Annotated in this window: 19 protein-coding genes and 1 pseudogene; 18 read left to right on the top strand and 2 right to left on the bottom strand. The window is 36.8% G+C overall.

All coding sequences use genetic code 11. The annotated features are described in order from the left end of the window. Positions 1-67: 67 nt before the first annotated feature. From K319_RS0100100 to K319_RS0100030, 15 genes are all read left to right on the top strand, one after another. Entirely contained in the window at positions 68-607 is a 540-nt protein-coding gene (locus K319_RS0100100) for a helix-turn-helix domain-containing protein (protein WP_027381779.1), read from the top strand. Positions 608-1,375: 768 nt separating this feature from the next. After that, a complete protein-coding gene (locus tag K319_RS0100095) occupies positions 1,376-5,065 on the top strand; it encodes a T9SS type B sorting domain-containing protein (RefSeq protein WP_027381778.1) in 3,690 nt (1,229 codons plus the stop codon). A gap of 111 nt (positions 5,066-5,176) precedes the next feature. Then, positions 5,177-5,566, top strand: coding sequence for a hypothetical protein (locus K319_RS0100090; protein WP_027381777.1), 390 nt, complete (start codon positions 5,177-5,179; stop codon positions 5,564-5,566). Positions 5,567-5,635: 69 nt separating this feature from the next. Further along, complete coding sequence (locus tag K319_RS0100085; RefSeq protein ID WP_027381776.1) at positions 5,636-6,082, top strand: thioredoxin family protein; 447 nt, start codon at positions 5,636-5,638, stop codon at positions 6,080-6,082. 6 nt (positions 6,083-6,088) lie between these two features. Continuing rightward, entirely contained in the window at positions 6,089-7,015 is a 927-nt protein-coding gene (locus K319_RS0100080) for an FAD:protein FMN transferase (protein WP_027381775.1), read from the top strand. Further along, positions 7,012-7,239, top strand: a complete 228-nt coding sequence (locus tag K319_RS0100075) for a DUF4266 domain-containing protein (protein ID WP_027381774.1) — start codon at positions 7,012-7,014, stop codon at positions 7,237-7,239. Before K319_RS0100080 ends, K319_RS0100075 begins: the two co-directional genes overlap by 4 nt. Positions 7,240-7,272: 33 nt before the next feature. Continuing rightward, the gene (locus K319_RS0100070) at positions 7,273-8,442 is read left to right on the top strand and encodes a DUF3570 domain-containing protein (protein WP_027381773.1); all 1,170 of its coding nucleotides are present in this window, start codon (positions 7,273-7,275) and stop codon (positions 8,440-8,442) included. A gap of 52 nt (positions 8,443-8,494) precedes the next feature. Further along, positions 8,495-9,190: a VIT1/CCC1 transporter family protein gene (locus tag K319_RS0100065; RefSeq protein WP_027381772.1), complete on the top strand. Its 696-nt coding sequence runs from the start codon at positions 8,495-8,497 to the stop codon at positions 9,188-9,190. Positions 9,191-9,590: 400 nt separating this feature from the next. Further along, positions 9,591-10,271, top strand: coding sequence for a MarR family winged helix-turn-helix transcriptional regulator (locus K319_RS0100060; RefSeq protein ID WP_027381771.1), 681 nt, complete (start codon positions 9,591-9,593; stop codon positions 10,269-10,271). Positions 10,272-10,292: 21 nt separating this feature from the next. Then, complete coding sequence (locus K319_RS0100055; RefSeq protein WP_027381770.1) at positions 10,293-11,783, top strand: phytoene desaturase family protein; 1,491 nt, start codon at positions 10,293-10,295, stop codon at positions 11,781-11,783. A gap of 1 nt (position 11,784) precedes the next feature. Next, positions 11,785-12,621 carry a phytoene/squalene synthase family protein gene (locus K319_RS0100050; RefSeq protein ID WP_027381769.1) on the top strand — a complete coding sequence of 279 codons (837 nt, stop codon included), beginning with the start codon at positions 11,785-11,787 and terminating at the stop codon, positions 12,619-12,621. A 35-nt stretch (positions 12,622-12,656) separates the two neighbouring features. Next, on the top strand, positions 12,657-13,124 hold the full coding sequence (locus tag K319_RS0100045) for an SRPBCC family protein (protein WP_027381768.1): 468 nt from the start codon (positions 12,657-12,659) through the stop codon (positions 13,122-13,124). A 1-nt stretch (position 13,125) separates the two neighbouring features. Then, on the top strand, positions 13,126-13,578 hold the full coding sequence (locus K319_RS0100040) for a sterol desaturase family protein (RefSeq protein ID WP_027381767.1): 453 nt from the start codon (positions 13,126-13,128) through the stop codon (positions 13,576-13,578). Continuing rightward, on the top strand, positions 13,578-14,267 hold the full coding sequence (locus K319_RS0100035) for a lycopene cyclase domain-containing protein (RefSeq protein ID WP_235696064.1): 690 nt from the start codon (positions 13,578-13,580) through the stop codon (positions 14,265-14,267). Before K319_RS0100040 ends, K319_RS0100035 begins: the two co-directional genes overlap by 1 nt. Positions 14,268-14,342: 75 nt before the next feature. Then, entirely contained in the window at positions 14,343-15,020 is a 678-nt protein-coding gene (locus K319_RS0100030) for a MarR family winged helix-turn-helix transcriptional regulator (RefSeq protein ID WP_027381765.1), read from the top strand. 78 nt (positions 15,021-15,098) lie between these two features. Here K319_RS0100030 and K319_RS19465 read toward each other — a convergent pair whose 3' ends face one another. Beyond that, positions 15,099-16,238, bottom strand: a complete 1,140-nt coding sequence (locus tag K319_RS19465; RefSeq protein ID WP_084403361.1) for a serine hydrolase domain-containing protein — start codon at positions 16,236-16,238, stop codon at positions 15,099-15,101. Between the two features lie 138 nt (positions 16,239-16,376). Next, positions 16,377-17,447, bottom strand: a complete 1,071-nt coding sequence (locus K319_RS0100020; RefSeq protein WP_051230299.1) for a serine hydrolase domain-containing protein — start codon at positions 17,445-17,447, stop codon at positions 16,377-16,379. Between the two features lie 340 nt (positions 17,448-17,787). Between K319_RS0100020 and K319_RS0100015 the strand changes: the two genes are divergently transcribed. The 3 genes and pseudogenes from K319_RS0100015 to K319_RS19460 all read left to right on the top strand — a co-directional run. Then, positions 17,788-19,818, top strand: a complete 2,031-nt coding sequence (locus tag K319_RS0100015; RefSeq protein ID WP_027381763.1) for a TonB-dependent receptor — start codon at positions 17,788-17,790, stop codon at positions 19,816-19,818. A 101-nt stretch (positions 19,819-19,919) separates the two neighbouring features. Further along, positions 19,920-21,236 (top strand): PQQ-dependent sugar dehydrogenase, encoded by a 1,317-nt coding sequence (locus K319_RS0100010; RefSeq protein ID WP_034671092.1) that lies wholly within the window; start codon positions 19,920-19,922, stop codon positions 21,234-21,236. A gap of 159 nt (positions 21,237-21,395) precedes the next feature. Then, positions 21,396-21,600, top strand: a pseudogene (locus tag K319_RS19460) (DUF4372 domain-containing protein); the annotation flags it as partial.

Here is a 21,600-nt window from a genome sequence, read left to right as displayed (position 1 = left end):
TGGCTGTCAATATTTTGATTGACGGGCCTAAATACAGTACAGGGTCATGAAGTTGTATATAAAATATATGGTAAGTCTACGCTGCAAAATAGTCGTTCATCAGGAACTGGAAAAACTGGGCATCAATAATGCGCTGGTAGACCTTGGTTTGGTGGAAATATTGGATGATGTCACCAATGAACAGCGAAAGTTGTTAAAAGAAAATCTTCTCAAAACCGGACTTGAATTGTTGGATGACAAAAAGAACATTCTGATCGAGAAAATAAAAAACGCGGTCACGGAAATGGTCCATTATTCCGAATCTCTTCCGAAAGAAAATTTTTCGGATTATATCAGTGAAAAGCTCGGCTACGATTACACTTACCTTGCCAATACATTCTCCGAAGTGAAGGGCATGACCTTACAGCATTTTATAATTATCAATAAGGTGGAAAAGGTAAAAGAACTGCTTCTGTATGATGAGCTCAATCTTACCGAGATCTCTTATAAACTCAATTACAGCAGCGTTGCGCATCTTTCAAACCAATTTAAAAAAATAACAGGACTTTCTCCATCATTTTATAAACAACTGAAGCAAAAACGCTTGAAAAACTTAGAGGATTTGTAAAAAGTGTGATTTATGTAAGTCTATTTTAGAAATATGTAGCCTTTTTACCTAAATAATCAACCATCTTTGAATAGAAATAAACTACGAGAAAAAAACCGTGAGAAAGTTATTAGATCCTTAATAACACTCAGTTTTCATAATGATCTCATCAAAATTCGAGAAATAGTACATATGTTTTAAGGGTTTTGGTAGAAAAACGGGCAGGAGCTTTTAAGTCCCTGTCCTTTTTTATTTGAAAATAATTGTATGTGCCATATTAGTATGACAGTATGCAATCGATCTTACAATATCTTACAAAAAGATCTTTGAGGTAACAGTTAAAATTCATACATTATATTCGGAATTATATTTTCTTTTAAACGGGATCTCCTTGTTTATGTCGCAAAATGATAAATCAGAATCCAAACTATACCACCTGAATTTAGAAAACAGAATCTTCAAAACCTGAAATCATTATAATGCACAAGATTGTTTATGATTCATTTTTCATTCTTCCTCATACAGATTTGTATGTGATAACTATATCAGAATTTCTAGCCTGGCTTTGAATGATTTATAATCTTTTGTATAATTTCTTTAAACATTTTATTGGGTAAGTATTTCTAGATATTCTAGGATTGACAGCGCCAAGAACTACTATGGTATAATATCTGTATAAAAATAAATACGATTTGTGTATTTATATTTAAATATTAATGCGAATATTTGAATATTTTATAATTATGACTGTGGTGTTTGTTGGGTTGCTAATCAATTAAATCTTCGGATATGAGAAATTTAATAGTACTGATCACGTTGATCTATAGTCAATTTCTTTATTCGCAAACCTGTTCTAATGTTACTGCTACTGATATTTTTGGCAATACATCAACACAACTGAGTTGCGGAGCTGGTGCATGTATAGGATTAACGGTTAATAATATCCCCACAACATTTCTTACCACTTCATATCAAGTCGAGCCACAGAACTATGCTCCAGCTATTCCTTTCAACCAAGGAACACCTCTGAATGCGGACAGCGACGATGCTTTCTCAGATATCATTCCTCTGCCATTTAATTTTTGTTTTTATGGCGAAACATATGACAAGCTGGTGATCAGTACAAATGGATTTATCACTTTTGATACAAAACAAGCAGGCTTAGCCAGTAACCCGAATATCCTCGAAGCTAATCCGAGCACCCTTCTACCAAAAAATTCCATATTTGGTGTAATGCAAGATCTGATCTTTTCCAAAACAGGTGAGGGAGATATCTATTATACAGTTACGGGAACCGCACCGTGTAGAAAATTTATCGTTAGTTTTTACAAGGCGAGAATTACCGGTTGTACAGAAACTTCGACCTCTCAAATCGTACTCTCTGAGTTTTCGAATGAGATAGAAGTTATCGTAGAAAATAAACCTCTGCCTTGTGGAACTGCAAAATTCAAAGAATCGCTTATTGGTATAATGAATGCAGAAGGGACTAACGGGTTGTCTCCATCCGGACGAAATGCTGTTGTATGGCAATCCGGCAACGAGAGTTGGAAATTTAGACCTGAGGGTGCTGAGGTGCAACCCAATATAGTTTGGAAAAACTCATCTGGTCAAATTGTCGGGAATACAGCCACAATCGATGCCTGCCCGACTAAAAACGAGAAATACACTGTGACCCTTGATTATTTGGTCTGTACGAAAAGTTTCACGATGAGCGATGATATTGATGTGACGTATAGCCAAAGCGGAGGAAGTGCACCAGTGATAAACAGCCCTGTAAGTTTTAGTTATACATTATGTGATAATAATGCAGATAATACGGAACTTTTCAATTGGAATACTATGGTCACGCCCTTGATCACAACAGATCCCACAGTAAATGTTAGATACTACAACACACTTTCAGCGGCAGAACAAGGTGGTGCCGGAATAAGCAATATAAAAGGAGGGAGATATACTGTCTATGCAAGAGTGACCAATCAAAGTGGTTGCTACACAATCGGAATTATAAATATGAACATTACCTTCCTCGAGAAGATAGAAGCTACTGATATCAAAAAACTATACTGTTTTGATGGTAAGGAAGATTTTGCGGTGGACCTGAATACACTTTATCCTGAGATGCTTATTACGCCCATGTCCAAAATCACAAAGGTAAGTTTTTATGTGACCCAGGCTGATGCCACGATCCCAAATGAGTCTGCATCTGTCCCGCCAAATCAAATTCTCACAAAGGATGGTAATTTGGTGGTATATACTTATTTCGTTCGTTTCGAAAATGCTGATGGTTGTTTTACAGTCAAGAAAATTACAATAGAACTCCGAAATCCTTTTACTGCATCAAACCAGAATATTTGTGATTTTAAGAATGATGGAGTCGAGAACGTTATTTTAAGCAGCTTGAATAGTGCTGTTGCTGCAGGTCAGCCTGTAAAGGTCAGCTATTTTCCGGATTCTGCATCGGCAAATGCAAATACTGGCGCTATAACAACTTATCAGCTTGACAATTCTAGCGGACCTGCTGTCATATATGTCCGATTAGACATGGTTGCAGATAATGGTAACTGTTTCAGGGTTTATCCGGTTTCACTTAAACTTGTGGCGAGTCCAATTCTTACAAAAGACCTTTTAGCTGTAGATCTTGGGCTGATGTGTGATAATAACAATGATGGCTCCGAACCGGTAGATCTGACACAATTTCAAAAAGAAATATATTCAGGAGCTGAGCAATTTAATTATACCTACTACCAAAGTTATAATTCTAATACGGGTGTATTAGGGAATAGAATAGCAGACCCGAAAGCTTTCAGGATAAGTAAAGATACTGATGTATATGTAAGGGTCGCCAAAGGGGCTTGTTTCGCCGTGGCAAAGATTGAACTTGATTTTAGTTTTCTTCCCGCTGTCATTCTTCAATCCGGGATTATTTCAAAATGTGATAAAGGCTATGATTATGGCGAAACATACGATCTGAATGACGCCATAGAAAAAATGTATCTGCCATCACAAAATGCAGACGTGATTACTGATATAGAAGTTACTTACCATGCAACCCAAGAAGATGCAAACGAAGGTGTTTTGAAAATAAACAACCTTCAAACGACCTATTATAATACCGTTACGTATTGGGCAAGGTTCCAGTCAAAGAATTCGCAATGTTTTTCCGTCGCACCAATTGTTTTAAAAACCTATTTCCCGCCAAAAGCGATTCCGTCTACCATTAAGGTTTGCGATAGTAATATAGACGGAACTCCTGAAGTTAATTTACTATTGCCGGAATTTACAGAAAATATGGTGAGCGAGACAGATCCGGAGAATAATTTTAGGTTTTATCTTACATTGGCTGATGTCGCTGCAGATAGGCCGATTCAAAATCCAGAAAGATTTTCGCATAAACCTTTTCCAAGCAGGATCTATGTTCTTGTAGAAAACATCGCGGGATGTTTCACTTTACCTTCGACAATAGATTTCATATTGGGCACAGCACTTTCTGTCGATAATGATACTTTTACGCTTGAACAGTGTGATGATGCCAATGATGGAAAAGAAACGATCGATATTACCCAATTTCAAGATCAGATATATAAACCAACAGCTATCTATTCCTATTATCCGACATTGAAAGACCTCAATGCGGACACTAATAAGATAACGACACCTTCGGCTTATCAATATGATAATCGCTTACATCCGCCTGTCATTTTTGTGAAGGTTGAGGAGGCTGGCTCTGGATCTTGTCCCGCATTGGTCAAGATCAACATCCATTTGAAAAAAGCACCTGTATTTGAGCTGGAAGACTACTATTTTTGTCCTGGTGTGGGAATCAGAATAGAACCGGATCTATCCTTTCTGGATCCTAGAGAATACATCTGGAAAAACCCTGCCGGAGAAATCATATCAAAAGAAAAATATATAGACGGTATAAAGGCAGAAGGGATTTACTCGCTTACCATTCAGAGTGGTAATACTTGCAGTCATACAGACTATTTTGAGGTGAAGCCTTATGAGCTTCCTGTTATCACACAGTTGGTCGGACTGTCTTTTACTTCTTATCAGGTGATTGCTACCGGAAGTAGGAAAATTGTTTATTCTATTGATGGTATGAACTGGCAAGACTCCAATGTTTTTGAAAACTTGCCTCCGGGTCGTGTTACTTTTTATGTCAGGTATGAAGATTCTGAATGCCTGGGTGATAGCAAAGATGGTTTGTCCGTAAAAATTATAAATGTAATAACACCGAATGACGATAATATAAACGACAGATGGTCTTTTAGTAATCTGGATGTTTTTAAAAATGTACCTTCCAATCTCAAAATATATGATAGAAACGGAGTTCTGGTCTATGAACAGCAAAGTACAGAAAGTTTTATATGGGACGGAAAATTTAATGGAAGAAGTTTGCCAACAGCAAGTTATTGGTATATCATGGCCTTGCCTGATAGGACTGTGACGGGATGGATACTTTTAAAAAACCGGAATTGATCCTGGTAAGACCTGATTTCTTTTTGGAATTGTATTATGTTTTGTAAAGCTGATGATCTATAGAAACTTATTTAAAACCGTTCTTAACAAAACATTGTTTAAATTTGAATGGTGAAAAAGTTGATTTCCATAGTGTTTCTTACTTTATATTTGGTTTCTACAACCGAGTTATATCAGCTTTTAAAAATTCCTGTTTTAGTTGAGCATTATTTTGAGCATAAGGCGCTCAATCCGGAAATGCCTTTGGTCGCTTTTCTTAAAACACATTACGATCATCCTGCAAAAGATGGCGATTATGGTAAGGACCGAAAACTTCCGTTCATTGTCCATTCTAATACTTTGACCTTGCTTTTTACTCTTAGTTCAGGATTTATTTTTGAATCTAAGAACAATAACTTCAAAGAATCCCGATCACATAAAATCCCATCCAAAGATGAAGACTTTTGCTATAAGGGATTCGCTGGCTCGGTCTGGGAGCCTCCAAGAATTTTGTTTTCATAACTTATCTTCAAAACAGTTTTTTGTAATTTAAAAACTGCATCCCGTTAAACAAAATTTCATTTAAATTCTATGAAAACAATATTTTCAACCCTGTTTTTGGTTGTGTTTTCTGTCATTTCCCATGCTCAAAACAAGTGGGAAGCAGCAAAAAAAACAGCATTAGAGAATAACGAACTTATTCTGCTTAACTTTTCTGGTTCAGACTGGTGCATTCCGTGCATCAAGCTTCATAAAAACATTATCGAGACTGAGGATTTTAGGAGGCTGGAAACCGAAAATATCATTGTATATCTCAATGCGGATTTTCCGAGAAGTAAAAAAAATCAGCTTTCTGCCGAACTCAAAAAAGAAAATGCCTCGCTTGCCGATCAGTACAACCAAAAGGGAATTTTTCCATACACGATTTTATTAAATGCTGAAGGGAAGGTTCTCAAAACCTGGGAAGGTCTTATTCCCGGTGATGCTTTGGCATTTAGCAAAGAGATCAGAGATATCAAGGAAACTCAAAAACCGTAAACATATATGTTGAGAGAGTTCAAAAGACCTAAAAAATTAATGGGGAATGCTTTTGAAATTACCGTTGTGGATAGAGACGAAACATCTGCAAATCGTCACATCGATGCTGCGATTGACGAGATACGCAGAATAGAAAGACTTTTAACAACCTTTAATGATGAAAGTCAAACCAATCTCATCAACCGAAGTGCAGGGATACAGCCTGTAAAAGTAAATGCGGAAATTTTTGATTTAATTGAAAGAAGCATCAGGATCAGTAAGGTCACCGATGGATACTTTGATATTTCTTATGGGAGTATCGATAAAAGTTTTTGGAATTTCGACCGTGATATGCAGCAACTTCCAGATCCGGAATTGATCAAGGACCATTTGAAATTGGTTAATTATCAGAACATTATTCTGGATCCGGCAAACCAAACTGTATTTCTGAAAGAACAAGGAATGCGCATTGGTTTCGGAGGTATCGGTAAGGGTTACGCCGCAGAAATGGCGAAAAGGCTTCTTCGGCAAAGAGGCGTTGTTTCAGGGATTGTGAATGCTTCCGGAGATTTAACGACTTGGGGAAATCAAGCCAACGGAAAACCTTGGACTATCGGGATTGCGGATCCGGACCACTCGAAACAGCCATTTTCTTATATGAATATTACAGATATGGCGGTTGCGACTTCCGGAAATTATGAAAAATTTGTCGTGATCAACGGTAAAAAATACTCCCACACCATCAATCCAAAGACAGGAATGCCGGTTTCGGGCGTGAAAAGTGTCACTGTTTTTTGTCCGAATGCGGAAATTGCCGATGCAATGGCAACTCCTGTAAGCATCATGGGAATAGATGCGGCGCTGAACATGGTTGATCAAATCAATCATTTAGAATGCGTGATCATCGATGATCATAATAAGATTTATTCATCTCAAAACATCAATTTAAAATGAAAAGAAATAATAAAATTAAAATAACGGTATGTTTTTTTGCGATCGTTGTCTCTGTACAATCTTGCACAACCGTAAAAGAATACGAAAAAAATAAACTGAACGATGCCGAGATGGCATTGGGAAACAGAACAGTTGAAAGAACAGAGCTGAGTTTCCAGTCATATCGGGAAGGTTCTTCCGGAGCAAATGCCGGAAAAGTTGGTGGTGGTTGTGGTTGCAATTGAAAAGGAGTAGTATCATTTGATTTTGATTAAAACATGAAAAAAATTATAGTAAGTGTCATTGCCCTTTTAGGAATTTTCAATGCAAAAGCGCAGGAAAATACAAGCAAAGAACAACCTAAAAAACTAACGCTGGATGAAGCCAATCTGGTTTCAAGCTATTATAAGCAGGATGGAAATAACTCGGCCGTAACAGGAGGGACCGGCTCGGAAAAGCTGAATGATATCTCGAATGCAATTGATATCACTTTGGTAAAATATGATAAGAAAGACAGAAAAAACAAGTTTGGCTTCAGTGTCGGGATCGATCATTATACTTCCGCTTCTTCGGATATGATTGATCTGAAGGCCAATTCCTCCGCTTCTCACGCTGATACCAGGATCTATCCTGCATTGAGCTGGAGTCGTGAAAACGAAAGCAAAGGAACGACAATTATGGCTGGGGTTTCTGCTTCTTCAGAGTATGATTATCAATCTTACAGCGCCAATATTGGTTTTGCGAAAAAGACACCTGATAGAATGGGAGAGTTTACCGCAAAATTCCAAGCCTATTTTGATCAGGTGAAATTGATCGCTCCCATCGAATTGCGAACTGCAACAAACGGAGGAACTAGCGGAAGAAATACCTATGCTTTGTCTTTAGCATATTCTCAAATTATCAATCAGAACTTTCAAGTGGAATTTCTCACAGATGCTGTTCAGCAAACAGGTTATTTAAGTTTGCCTTTTCACAGGGTTTATTTTAACGATAGCTCCGTTCATCAGGAAACCCTACCAGATAAAAGGTTTAAACTTCCGATAGGGGTGAGAGCGAATTATTTTTTAGGCGATAAGTTTATTGTAAGGGCATATTACCGATATTACACGGATGATTGGGGTTTGAAATCTAATACAATCAGTCTGGAAACGCCTGTGAAAATTTCACCATTTGTTTCTGTGACGCCTTTTTACAGATATTATTCACAAAGTGCAGCAAAATATTTTGCCCCGTTTCAGCAACACACTGCTTTCGATGATTATTACACCAGTAATTATGATCTGTCTAAATTCAACAGTAATTTTTACGGAGCCGGAATTAGATTTAATCCTAAAAATGGCCTATTTGGTGTTGAAAGGTTGAATATGCTTGAAATCAGGTATGGTCATTATACGAAATCGGTCGGGATGACTTCTGATATTATTTCATTAAATTTAAGATTCAAATAAATAGCTGACTTGTTGAATATTATTTGACAAGTCATTTTTTAAATGAAAAAATATGCATCATCAATTAGAAAAACATTACGTCAATAGAGTAGGATGGCTTCGTGCAGCGGTTTTGGGAGCGAATGACGGCTTGTTGTCCACCACTAGTATCGTTATTGGTGTTGCAGCTGCTTCGCCGGAACGAAATGCTATAGTTCTCGCTGCTTTGGCCGGAATGATTGCCGGCGCAATGTCAATGGCTGCAGGCGAATATGTTTCTGTGAGTTCTCAGGGAGACACGGAAAAAGCAGATCTGGCCAGAGAAAAACGCGAACTTGAAGAAATGCCTGAAATAGAATTGCAGGAGTTGGCAAAAATCTATGAAAGGAGGGGTGTGAGCAAGGAAACGGCTTTGCAAGTTGCCACTGAACTCACGGCACACGATGCTTTGATGGCCCATGCTCACGATGAGTTGGGAATTAATGAAATTACGCAGGCAAAACCTTTGCTGGCGGCGATGGCCTCATTTGCATCTTTTGGTTTAGGTGCATTGCTTCCTTTGGCAGTTTCACTTTTAGCTCCCATCAAGCAAATGGTATATTTCCAGTATGGTTTTTCAATTATGTTCTTAATGATTCTGGGAGCGATCTCAGCAAAAACAGGTGGCTCAAAAATGGGAATTGCCGTATTGAGAATTTGCTTTTGGGGAACTGTGGCGATGGGCGTTACGGCTTTGATCGGGCATCTCTTCGGGGTTTCTGTCGCATAAAGATTAATTATCAGATAAAAAGACTGTAGTTTTAAATTACAGTCTTTTTTCTTTTAATAAGGTAATTTTTCCCTGAAATATCCATATACCAATTTCCTAATATACTATGAGTTAAAGTGATGGTAATTGTAAAAGCTCCGGCTCAGATCTGTACAAAAGAGCTCCGGGCAAGCACCTTTAATCACCTAGCCTAATTCCAAAAGCCAATCAACCTTTGTTAAATTCCCTAGGTCTAAATAACTTTCTAAATTCTATTAAATGTTCATTTTCTTATGAAAGCAGGACCAAAATCATTACATAATGTTTTTATAAAATTATAAGACAATATAAAGTCTTTATTTGGTTTATTTATGTTCTTTATTATATTTATTTAGTATATTTGTAATCTAAATAATCTAGAATGAATTTTGATCTTATAAAAGCAGTTGTGGAACTTGTTCGGCAATTTATGGAACAAAATGAAGATAAAGCTTTATACAGCAATGATATTCATGGGTTTACAAAATGGATGAATACTTGCTTCAGTGATAATTCTGAGTCAGAAGATCATACTTGGATAGGCAAGGAATCCGGAAGAAGTTCTGAAAGTGTTATCAATACATTGCTTGTGAGAATAGTACGATATGCGAAATCATATTCAAGGTCCATTGTTATTAATTCATTGTTTAGCAGCCAGGATGATTTTATCTATCTCATTGGCCTGAATTCATTGGGAGCGATGTCAAAGATGGATCTGATAAGACATAATGTGCATGAAAAACCAGCAGGTATGCTTGTGATCGATCGATTAATAAAGAATGGCTGGGTTGAACAGACTACTTCTGATAAAGATAAAAGAATAAAACTTGTCCAGATAACCAAAAAAGGCCTTGATATTCTTGATGTACATATGGATGAGATCCGTAAAGCTTCCAAAGTGGTGACAGCCGACCTTACTCATGCTGAACAAATGCTTCTAATAGGCATCCTTTCCAGATTGGATGAGTTTCATTATTCGGTTTATAGAATGAATCTTGATGCGACGGATCTTCTGGATAAGGCCTATGAAAAGCTTGGCCAAGTAAGTTTGAAAATACTGTGAAAACTATTAAATAGGTCAAAAATGGGTAATGGAAAATTAAGAAAAAGAATTGCTGTGATAGGATCTGGATTTTCCGGACTTTCTGCAGCTGCATATTCTGCACAGTCAGGAAATGAGGTGCATGTATTTGAAAGGCACGATCAACCTGGAGGACGAGCAAGGCAATTTAGGACACCGGAAGGTTACATTTTTGATATGGGGCCTAGCTGGTATTGGATGCCTGATATTATCGAAAGTTTTTTTCGTGATTTTGATTGCAACGTTTCTGATTTCTATGAGTTGGTTTCATTGGACCCTCAGTTTGAGATGGTCTTTTCAGAAGAGAAGGTTTCGGTTCCCGAGAAAAATGAGGCCATCCGTGAGTTATTCGAAAAAATAGAACCCGGATCTGCCAAGAAGTATGATAAATTTATGCAGTCTGCAAAATTCAAATATGAGGTAGGAATGAAGGATTTTGTGACAAAACCCTGCCACAACTGGCTGGAATTTGCTTCCCCGAAAATAGCAGCAGGTGCCTTGAAATTAGATCTTCTGAGCAATTTCCGAAAATATGTTTCCGGCTATTTTTCAGATTCGAAACTAAGATCGCTGATGGAGTTTCCTGTGATCTTCCTGGGGGCTTCTCCACAGAATATTCCCGCCCTTTACAGTCTAATGAATTATGGAGGATATGTTCTGGGTACAAAATATCCGTTGGGAGGGTTTTACCAGCTTGTTTTAGCAATGAAGGAAGTTGCGGAGAAGCAGGGTGTAACCTTCCATTTCAATCATGATGTCCAGAAACTAAATACAGAAAACGGAAAGATCACTTCAATAAGAGTAGATGGTAAAGATCATGAGTTTGATGTTGTTATCGCTTCCTCAGATTACCACCATACGGAAACATTAATACCTGAATCTCTAAGAAATTATGACAATGCTTATTGGAAGTCCAAGACCTTTGCTCCTTCATGTTTAATTTATTATTTGGGAATCAAGGGAAAGATCCAACATTTAAAACACCATACCTTATTTTTTGAAAATAACCTGGATGATCATATAGATAGTATTTACAGAGATAAGAGATGGCCGGATCAACCCCTCTTTTATTCTTGCTGTCCTTCAAAAACAGATTCTGGTGTTGCTCCGGAAAATTGTGAAAATCTGTTTTTGCTGCTTCCTCTTGCGTCTGGAATAAACGATGAAGAATCTGTAAGGGAAAAGTATCTGAAAGAAATGCTTAAGAGAATTGAGAGCCATACAGGAGAGAATGATCTTATTTCCAGGATAGAATATAAAAAAAGCTACTGTGTAAGTGATTTTGTTTCAGATTACAATGCCTATGAGGGAAATGCTTACGGATTAGCGAATATATTATCACAAACAGCAGTTTTAAAACCTAAAATAAGAAATAAAAAGATTAGGAACCTTTTTTATACAGGACAGTTAACCGTTCCTGGCCCGGGGGTGCCACCGTCAATTATTTCAGGAAAGATTGTAGCAACTGAAGTTAGTAAACTAAAAATAAAATAATATGAAAAAATTGTTTGATGAATTGTCTTACGAGATCAGTAAGTACACGACCCAGAAATACAGCACAAGTTTTTCATTGGGAATAATGGCTTTGAAGCCTTCCATAAGACCTGCGATCTATGCCATTTATGGATACGTTCGTCTGGCAGATGAGATCGTTGACAGTTTTCATGGTTACAACAAGGAAAAACTTTTGAAAAGATTAAGGGCAGAGACCTATGATGCACTTGAAGACGGAATATCTCTCAACCCCATTTTACATTCTTTTCAGGAAACCATTCGTCAATATAAAATTGATGTCCAGCTTATCGATCAGTTTTTGCACAGTATGGAAATGGACCTCCGGAAGATAGAGTATAGTTCAGCTCTTTATGACGAATACATCTATGGTTCGGCAGAAGTTGTAGGTCTTATGTGTCTGTATATATTCACCGGGGGAAACAAACAGCAGTTTGAGGAACTCAAGCCTTTTGCGATGAAACTCGGTTCCGCCTTTCAGAAAGTTAATTTTTTACGGGACCTGAAAGATGATTACCAGATATTAGGTAGAACGTATTTCCCGGGTCTGAATATGTCGGTCTTTGACAATTCGATAAAGGCTAGTATCGAAAAAGAGATCGAAGAAGAGTTTGGAGAAGCATTAAAGGGAATCAAGAGGTTGCCGGGTTCTTCCTTGTTTGGCGTTTATCTGGCCTACAGATATTATCTGTCATTGTTTGAAAAAATAAAGAGAACAAGTTCCCATCATATTTTGCAGCAAAGGATCAGGATTGCCAATTCACAGAAATTATTAGTTGCCTTTAAAAGCTATATTAGATATAAGTCGGCCTATCTATAATGATCGGCTGTTATAGAAATTAAAATTAAAAGTAAATGATGTACAAATTATATAGAGAACAACAACTGGATTGCAGTATTGAATCGGCATGGAAGTTCTTTTCATCCCCTCATAATCTATCCAGGATAACTCCTTCTGATATGAATTTTGTGGTTCTGTCAGATGTTGAGGATAAACCTATTTTTGAAGGAATGGAAATAGATTATACTGTTTCTCCTATATTGGGAATTCCAATGGGCTGGAAAACCATTATCACACAAGTGGAAGAATATAAAAGTTTTACCGACTTTCAAAAAAAAGGCCCATATAAGTATTGGAACCATTTTCATGAATTCATTCCAAATGATAAAGGTGTGCTTATAAAAGATACTGTAGATTATGAGCTTCCTTTCGGGATTTTAGGAAATATTGCTCATCAGCTGTTTGTAAAAAATAAACTGAAAAGTATCTTTGATTTTCGATACAGGGTTTTGGACGATCTTTTTAACAGAAAACCTAATTAAGATGAACCTTCTGATTGTTTTGTGCGTTTTTATTTCTATGGAAGCAGTTACATGGCTGATTCACCGGTATATTATGCATGGTTTCCTGTGGGTTCTGCATCGGGACCATCATGATCATAGCAATGACGGTAAACTTGAGCGGAACGATCTGTTTTTCTTCATTTTTGCGAGCCCTGCTATCGCATTATTATATTTTGGGGTAAAACAGGATTTCAGTTATTGGTTTTTTATCGGGCTGGGTATCAGTCTTTACGGAATGGCATATTTCTTTGTACATGATATTTTTATCCATCAGAGGGCAAAGATATTTAGCAAAACAAAAAATCCCTATTTTCTTGCTATAAGACGTGCGCATAAACAGCATCATAAACATCTGGGGAAGGAAGAAGGGGAGTGTTTTGGTTTTTTGTGGGTGCCGGTTAAATATTTCAAAATGTATTTCAATAAAAAGTGATGGCCTATACTTACATACTGATAAATTTTTTTACTGTCATTATCTGTTTTTTGGCTTCTTTTGACAGCAGGATACAGTTCAACAAGCTTTTTGGAAAATTTTTGATTTCCTCTACCATCGTGGCCATTCCTTTTATTATATGGGATATTTGGTTCACAGGAATCGGGGTATGGTGGTTTGACCTTGATTATACTTTAGGTTTTAAAGTAGCGGGACTTCCCATTGAAGAATTTATGTTTTTTTATTGCATTCCTTTTGCCTGTGTATTTACTTATTATTGTCTGGAGAGATTTTTTGATCTGGACTGGGCTGCTGCTTTTAATAATCTTATTGTATTTACATCTGTTATTATCCTCAGTGTCATAGGACTTCTTTATTATAACAAGATATATACTCTGCTTACGGTCGCTGTCACTGTGTTCATACTTTGTTATCTGCATTTTATTGCTAAAAAAGAATGGATAGGAAAGGCAAGTTTTGCCTATCTGGTTTTGATGCCGGGTTTTTTTGCGGTAAATGGGATTCTTACAGGTTCAGTAATTCCATCGCCGGTCGTTAATTATGATCCTGAGGAAATTTTAGGGATTCGGATGATCACTATTCCTGTTGAAGATGCTGTTTATGGTTATACCCAGTTTCTATTGAATATTTATTTTTTTAAAATAATAACTAAAACAGACGATAGATGATTATCGGATTATTTATTTGTCGGCAAAATTTAAATTCTCGGTGAATTAGGTATATTTGTATACTATTTGAATAAAATGAATTTCTCACTTATCAAAGATTGTCTGACGCTTCTTGAAAAATTTGAGTCGGATAACAAAACAGTTCAGGGGCACTATCCATCAACTATTGACGATTTTAGGTCCTGGGTGTGTAAGCAGTATAGAAAAGAACATGAAATTGCTGATGAAGATCCTTATTGGGAAGGCAAAGAGAATGGAAGATCTCCGGAAAGCGCTATAAGTACTTTACTAGTCCATCTGAACCGATATGCAAAAACGTATTCAAAGTCTGCGATCTCGGATTCTGAATTTTCCACTCAGGAAGATTTTATTTATCTGATCAATCTAAAGGCTTTTGGTGAAATGAGCAAAATGGCACTTATCAAAAGGAATATCCATGATAAACCTGTCGGTATGCTTATCATTGCTAGGCTCTTACGACAGGGATTTATTGAACAGACAAATTCAGATTTGGATAAACGTAGTAAATTGATACGTATTTCTGAAAGAGGATTGTCGGCCTTGGAAAAACAAATGGATAAAATTCGCCAGGCTACCAATATTGTTTCGGGAGATCTTGACCATAAGGAAAAAATGGATCTGATCCGTATTCTCAACAAACTGGATCGTTTTCATTATCCTATTTTTTCAAGAAATATTCATTCTGATGAGCTCATCAACAGGGTATATGATGAATATCCATTTAAAGATTGATATTGAACTTGCAGCTATTATTAAATATTCATCCTAAATATATATGATAATACCTCTCGATTTTCCGGTCTGTATGTGCTATTTTTTGATCTTTAGTTCTGAAGCATAGTTGTAAAGATCCTCATAGACCTCGAAGAATTTATTTTCATCGGCTTCACTTAATGAAGTATTGAAAAATACAATGACGGCTATTTCTTTGTTTAAATCGGAAAGCATGAATGTCCTTACGCCTGCATCAGAACCATTATGCCCAATCCTTTTGCCGCCCATTTTTGTTGCCCAGAAAATTCCTGAATTAAGCTTATCCGGTTTGACATTTTCAGGCTTATTGGATTCCGTGAACTGAAAGCGGACCATCTCTTTTGCCAGTTCTTTTTTCAATAATCTTGTGTTATTGTATTTTCCATCATCCAGCAGGGTGATGAAAAATCTTGAAAGTTCATCTACAGAAGTCCGCACGCCGCCATCTGGATAAGTTATGCCTTCATAAAGTGGTATTGACTTTATTTTACCGTCTTCCTTTTGATAAGCTTTGGAGTGTTTTTTTAAGTTGATCTCAGATAGATTCCAACCTGAATTTTTCATCTTCAAAGGCTTGAAAATATACTTTTTACTGTACTCATCGAGTTTTTTACCGGTTCTCAGCTCAATGATATAGCCTGCAAGACCTGCTCCTATATTGGAGTAGTCGCGATTTGTGCCTGGTCTGGAATTTAGAAAATTATTCTTATCATAATGTTTACTGCCTTTTACAAAATAGTTTTTTAAAAAATCACCGAGAGGTTCAGGCCTCTGACCGTTATAAAAATAAGTACTATCCGTATAAAAAGGATAACGATCTGCCAAGCCGGAAGTATGGGTGGCCAAATGTCTCAAGGTAATTTTTTCATCCGGAAAATTAGGATTGATAATTTTGAAAGGCAAATAATGGTTGATGTCTTCATCCAGATCGACCTTTCCTTCCTCTACTGCCTTCATAATGCAGAATCCCGTGAAAGTTTTGCTTACGGAGGCAATATTCATAATGGTTCTAGGTGAAAAAGGAATTTTGTTTTCTCTGTCTGCAAAGCCGTATCCTTTTTTCCAAGCCAGTTTTTTGTCTATGATAATGGCAGCTCCGATCCCAACGATTCCTGTCTGGTCCATTTTCTTTTCGATAAGGCTGTCAATCGAGTTCTTTTTATCATTTTTGATATTGACTTTAGTTTGTGCCACCATATTTTGGATACAAAATATGATGAAAAGAAAACAGATAAATGAATAATTTGTCTTAAGATTTTTCATAATAGATATGTTTTTGGATTTTGTGCGATTAAGATGAGAACCATTTTAAAATTTGAATAATGTAAGATGGATTTATTTAGTTTTAAGGTCTTCAAGAACCATTTTACTCATATCCTTTACAAGTTGGGTAGGAGAGTTGCAGTCACAATTGCTGAATCCCAATACATAAATATCCTCACTCGGGATATAAACCGCCATAGATTTGAATCCGAAAATACTGCCGCCGTGCTCACGGGTCGGAGTTCCGTTGATGTTTTTCAGGTGCCATCCATAGCCATATTCTATTTCCTGACCGTTATTAAGCTTGTACTTGGTAAAAGCTTTAGCCTTTTCTTTCGGACTTAATAATAGGTTTTGATTTAAGGCATTCTGCCATTTGAGCATATCGTCCAAAGTTGACATCAATGAACCTGAAGAAAAAGGAACACTGAAACTGATGATCGTTTTATTAACGTAGCCCGAACTTTTTTTGTGGTAACCAAATGCCCTGTTCTTGATGATCTTTCTATCACTGGCATAATAAGAATTCGCCATTCCGGCTTTGTCAAATATGTTCTTCTTGATAAGGTCTTCGTATTTTTCTCCAGATGCCAGCTCAATGATATAACCTAGGATTACATATCCTGAATTGTTATATTCGAATTTTTCTCCCGGAGCAAAATCTGCAGGCTCATTTTTAAAGAAATCGACCATCTGTTGCGGTGTCATTTCTTTTTGAGCAATGTCCTGCAAGGTTTTCATTTTTGTAAAATCCCTTATACCGGAAGTATGGGTCAAAAGATGATGAATAGTGATCTTATCACCGTTGGGATAAGAAGGGATATATTTGGAAACGGGATCATCTACTTTTAATTTTCCTTGTTCTTCCAACATCAGAATGACAATTGCCGTGAACTGTTTGGTCATAGAACCGATTTGAAATACACTGCCTGTATTCAGTTTTGAATCCAATTCAAGATTGCCCATTCCGAAAGCTTTTTCATAAATAGGTTTACCTTTTTTTGCGATAAGGAAAACACCGCCCGGTCCATTGGTCTCCTTGAATTCAGATCGGATGAGACTGTCAATTTTTCGATTCAGCTCCTGGGCATTGGATCTTACTGAAAACAAAACAATAAAACATAATAAAAATAGTCTTTGCATAATGGTGTGATTTTATGCAAAGATATATTTATTTATTAATACTATGCAATACAAAGTAGCAATAAATGATGAAATTATATAGAAAATGGTTTTGACAAAAGTATTCTTTGTAAAGTTCTTCGAATTCTCTTATAGCTTCGGCTTAGTGGAATCGATATTCTCCCGTCAAAATTTATTGATTGCCGATTGCCTTAATTTGTGTGGTATTCTTTTGTGATTGTTCTTAATATCTACCCATTATAGAGTCTAAAAAAATAAAGCTTTTATATATAACTCAATATGTTCTAGAAATTAAATAAGAAAAGCTAACAAAAAAGTACAGTTTTTGTATTGTTAAAAAATGGCAAAATTGTATCCCTTCATTTCTATTATTATTTGTGGCTGGGCTTTCTCTCAACAAAAAGACTCCACCAACCTGATTTCCGAAGTCCATATTGATGCATATAAAAAACCAAGTGATTTTATTTCTTCTACGAAATCAGTGGGCATTGTTTCAAAAGATTTACTTCTGCAAAATTCACCAGAAAGATTATTGGAATCTTTGAATCAGATAGCAGGAGTAAGAATGGAAGAGCGCTCACCGGGAAGTTACAGGCTATCGCTTAGGGGAAGCACATTGCGCTCGCCATTTGGGGTCAGGAATGTCAAAGTTTATTTAGACGATTTTATACTCTCTGATGCTTCGGGGAATACTTATTTTAATGTCATTTCACCACTATTAATTGATAGGATAGAATTATTCAAAGGTCCGGAAAGTGGTGATTATGGTTCAGTTACTGGTGGTACGGTGATTTTAAAAACGAGAAATCAGGATGAGATAAAAGCTGATCTTTCGATAGGAAGTTATGGAACATTCAGCGGGAGCCTTAACTTTTCAAAAACTTTTGGGAAACATTTTTTTGAAGTATTCCAAAATCATTATCAGACAGACTCATACCGTGAGCAGTCTCGGATGAAGAGAAGGCAGATTTTTATCAAAGATAACTTCCGGTATTCTGATCAGGGTATTGCAAAAGCAATGTTGATGTACTCCGATTTGGATTATCAAACGCCGGGCGGGCTGACATTGGGGCAGATGCAACAAAACCCTAAGCAGGCAAGACCAGCTACGGCAACGACACCTGGAGCTAAAGAGCAGGATGCTGGTATTCGTAATAAAATGGTATTGGCTGGACTATCCAATGATTTTGACTTCACTCCAGATTTTTCACATTTCATAATGGTTCAGGGGTCTTATGTCGACTTTAAGAATCCATTCATTACCAACTATGAAAATCGCTATGAGGGCAATTTTGCTCTGAGAACTCATTTTAATTATAAAAAAATATGGGATAAAGTGTCATTATCTTATCGCTTGGGTTTTGAAGGAGGTGTTAATGATATTGATATCAGAAATTATGATAACAACAGAGGAATTAAAGGTGATCCTCAAAACTTTGATCAGATTAAAAATACGTCAGGGTTTTATTTTTTATCGCAAAGTTTAAATATTGCAGAACAATTGTTTACGGATATTTCTATTAGTCTTAATTCAAATTCGTTTGATTATTCGAGATACTATCCAATAAATGAAAAAGGGTCAGTAAGCTTTAAAAACCAATGGCTTCCTAATTTTGGTGTAAATTATTTATTTGGAGATGGATTTTCTGTTCGTGCCAAATTGGGTAAAGGAAATTCGGCGCCCACTAACGAAGAGATCCGTGCTTCCGATCAAGAATTTAATAATGCATTGAACCCGGAGTCCGGTTGGAATAAAGAAGTAGGTATTAGAAAACAATGGCGTAATATCCTTTTTGTTGAAGCGTCTTATTTTGATTTTCGTATGAAGGATGCGATAGTCAGACGTCAAAACGATGCAGGGCAGGAGTACTTTGTCAATGCTGGAGAAACGGTACAGAAAGGCCTTGAGATTTTATTTGAATCTAAAAACTTCAACCTCAAAAATGATTTTTTCAGCAATTTCAAATTCAGATTTTCAGGAAGTTTCTATGATTTTAAATTTAAAAATTATCAGCAAAATGAAAATAATTTTTCAGGAAATGATTTAACCGGAGTTCCAAGAACCACAATAAACAGTTTGTTGGATTTTACTTTTTTCAAAAAACTTTCAGTAGATTATTCTCATTTTTATACTTCAGGAATGCCTTTAGATGATGCAAATTCTGTTTATTCGGAATCAAATTTGATTGGGAATATCCAACTCCGATTTCCTTTGGCAATGGATAAAACAAAACTGGATCTATTCTTACAAATCCAAAATATTTATAATACAGACTATGTTTTAGGATTTGATATCAATGCATTTGGACAACGTTATTATAATCCTTCGGCCAAAAGGAATTTTATCTTGGGTGTACAGATGAATTTTTAAATTGAGGACAAGTTTATTAAGGATTCGTAATATAGATTTATTTCTAAGGAATAGTTTTTGTAAATTCTAAGTTTACATCAAATCCTTTATAAATAAAACTTATGAAAAATTATCTCTTACCAATTACGGCGCTGTTATTTTTCAGCTGCAAGCAGAATGACAATAAAACGGATCGGCAGGAAAATGCAGAAGCAATCACCCAGACCGATACATTGAAATTGCCGGCACCAGATGAGAAAGGTGCTAAAAATAAGTTCAGCAATGTCATTGGATGGCCAAAAGACAAAACTCCAGTTGCACCGGAAGGCTTTACTGTCACTAGATTTGCCGATGGAATTAAGAGCCCTCGGAATATGATCCAGGCAGAGAATGGAGATATATTTGTAGTTCTTTCCAATTCTGAGCGTTCTGCTAAGGATAAGATCATAAATGATATAAGTGGAAAGAGTGATGCTGAGGTCGGAGGCAGGTCCGCCAACAGAATTATCCTTTATCGTGATGCAGACAAAGACGGCATCCCGGAATCTTCATCCGTATTTTTATCCAATCTGAACCAGCCTTATGGAATGCTCATCATAAAAGACAAGTTTTATGTTGCCAATACCGATGGATTATATGTTTACCCTTACAAGGTCGGAGAAACAAAAATAACAGAACCAGGAAAAAAGATCGTCAGTCTCCCGGCTGGAGGTTACAATAACCACTGGACAAGGAATTTAATTACCAATAAAGACCAGTCAAAAATTTATATCTCTGTAGGGTCAGGGAGCAACGTTGGAGAAAATGGAATGGAAAATGAAGTTCGACGAGCCAATATCCTGGAAATAAATCTGGACGGAAGTGGAGAAAAGATTTTTGCAGCAGGTTTGAGAAATCCAGTAGGTATGAGCTGGAATCCTGTTACAGGACAATTGTGGACTGTTGTGAACGAACGGGATGAACTTGGGGATGAACTGGTTCCGGATTATCTGACCAGCGTAAAGCAGGATGCATTCTATGGTTGGCCTTATGCTTATTTCGGTAAAAATGAGGATCCCAGAAGAAAAGGGGAGAAGCCTGATCTGGTAGCAAGGACGATCGTTCCCGATGTTCCACTTGGAAGTCATACAGCTTCGTTGGGATTGACATTTTATACGGGAAATCAATTTCCGGAGTCATATAAAAACGGAGCATTCATTGGACAGCATGGCTCTTGGAATCGTTCTTCGTTAGTAGGTTATCAGGTCGCTTACGTACCTTTCAAAAATGGTAAAGCGACTGGGCCTTACCAGCCATTTTTAACGGGATTTATAGCAGATGAAGCTAAGGGAGATGTGTATGGGCGACCAGTCGGGGTGCTTCAGATCGCTGATGGTTCTTTGCTTGTTGCCGATGATGTGAGTGGCGTTGTCTGGCGTATATCTTATAATAAGAAATAAAAAAAAGCAGCTCTTAGAGTAGTCATGGTCGGAAGATTTTCTTCCGACTTTTTTGTTTTTATATGCGCAAAAAATAATTTTACAATTACCTGATAATCAAATAATTAACTTGTTTTTGTCGTTTAAATTTTGTATATTTATACTGATAATCAAACATTTATGTCAGTATTCAATGACCACAAAGTTTCCCTTAGTCAGGTTCTGGATTTCATTCCCGAGGCGCTTTTAAGCCATCTATCAGCGACCACCAATGTTGACCACTATAGTAAAGTGCTCCATGGGAGGAAAATGTTCTATCTGCTTTTATTCTGCGTCTTTGACAACGATAGATTGAGCCAGAGGACACTTGAGGACACTTTTAACA

The sequence above is a fragment of the Epilithonimonas caeni DSM 17710 genome (assembly GCF_000426465.1).
In the GTDB taxonomy this organism is placed as follows: Bacteria; Bacteroidota; Bacteroidia; order Flavobacteriales; family Weeksellaceae; genus Epilithonimonas; species Epilithonimonas caeni.
This window is presented reverse-complemented; position numbering and strand designations above follow the sequence as displayed.

Excerpts from the sequence above, each read along its gene's own strand:
- K319_RS0100100 (WP_027381779.1), top strand. The coding sequence starts at position 68 with ATGGTAAGTCTACGCTGCAAAATAGTCGTTCATCAGGAACTGGAAAAA.
- K319_RS0100095 (WP_027381778.1), top strand. The coding sequence starts at position 1,376 with ATGAGAAATTTAATAGTACTGATCACGTTGATCTATAGTCAATTTCTT.
- K319_RS0100085 (WP_027381776.1), top strand. The coding sequence starts at position 5,636 with ATGAAAACAATATTTTCAACCCTGTTTTTGGTTGTGTTTTCTGTCATT.
- K319_RS0100080 (WP_027381775.1), top strand. The coding sequence starts at position 6,089 with ATGTTGAGAGAGTTCAAAAGACCTAAAAAATTAATGGGGAATGCTTTT.
- K319_RS0100075 (WP_027381774.1), top strand. The coding sequence starts at position 7,012 with ATGAAAAGAAATAATAAAATTAAAATAACGGTATGTTTTTTTGCGATC.
- K319_RS0100070 (WP_027381773.1), top strand. The coding sequence starts at position 7,273 with ATGAAAAAAATTATAGTAAGTGTCATTGCCCTTTTAGGAATTTTCAAT.
- K319_RS0100065 (WP_027381772.1), top strand. The coding sequence starts at position 8,495 with ATGCATCATCAATTAGAAAAACATTACGTCAATAGAGTAGGATGGCTT.
- K319_RS0100060 (WP_027381771.1), top strand. The coding sequence starts at position 9,591 with ATGAATTTTGATCTTATAAAAGCAGTTGTGGAACTTGTTCGGCAATTT.
- K319_RS0100055 (WP_027381770.1), top strand. The coding sequence starts at position 10,293 with ATGGGTAATGGAAAATTAAGAAAAAGAATTGCTGTGATAGGATCTGGA.
- K319_RS0100050 (WP_027381769.1), top strand. The coding sequence starts at position 11,785 with ATGAAAAAATTGTTTGATGAATTGTCTTACGAGATCAGTAAGTACACG.
- K319_RS0100045 (WP_027381768.1), top strand. The coding sequence starts at position 12,657 with ATGATGTACAAATTATATAGAGAACAACAACTGGATTGCAGTATTGAA.
- K319_RS0100040 (WP_027381767.1), top strand. The coding sequence starts at position 13,126 with ATGAACCTTCTGATTGTTTTGTGCGTTTTTATTTCTATGGAAGCAGTT.
- K319_RS0100035 (WP_235696064.1), top strand. The coding sequence starts at position 13,578 with ATGGCCTATACTTACATACTGATAAATTTTTTTACTGTCATTATCTGT.
- K319_RS0100030 (WP_027381765.1), top strand. The coding sequence starts at position 14,343 with ATGAATTTCTCACTTATCAAAGATTGTCTGACGCTTCTTGAAAAATTT.
- K319_RS19465 (WP_084403361.1), bottom strand. The coding sequence starts at position 16,238 with ATGGTGGCACAAACTAAAGTCAATATCAAAAATGATAAAAAGAACTCG.
- K319_RS0100020 (WP_051230299.1), bottom strand. The coding sequence starts at position 17,447 with ATGCAAAGACTATTTTTATTATGTTTTATTGTTTTGTTTTCAGTAAGA.
- K319_RS0100015 (WP_027381763.1), top strand. The coding sequence starts at position 17,788 with ATGGCAAAATTGTATCCCTTCATTTCTATTATTATTTGTGGCTGGGCT.
- K319_RS0100010 (WP_034671092.1), top strand. The coding sequence starts at position 19,920 with ATGAAAAATTATCTCTTACCAATTACGGCGCTGTTATTTTTCAGCTGC.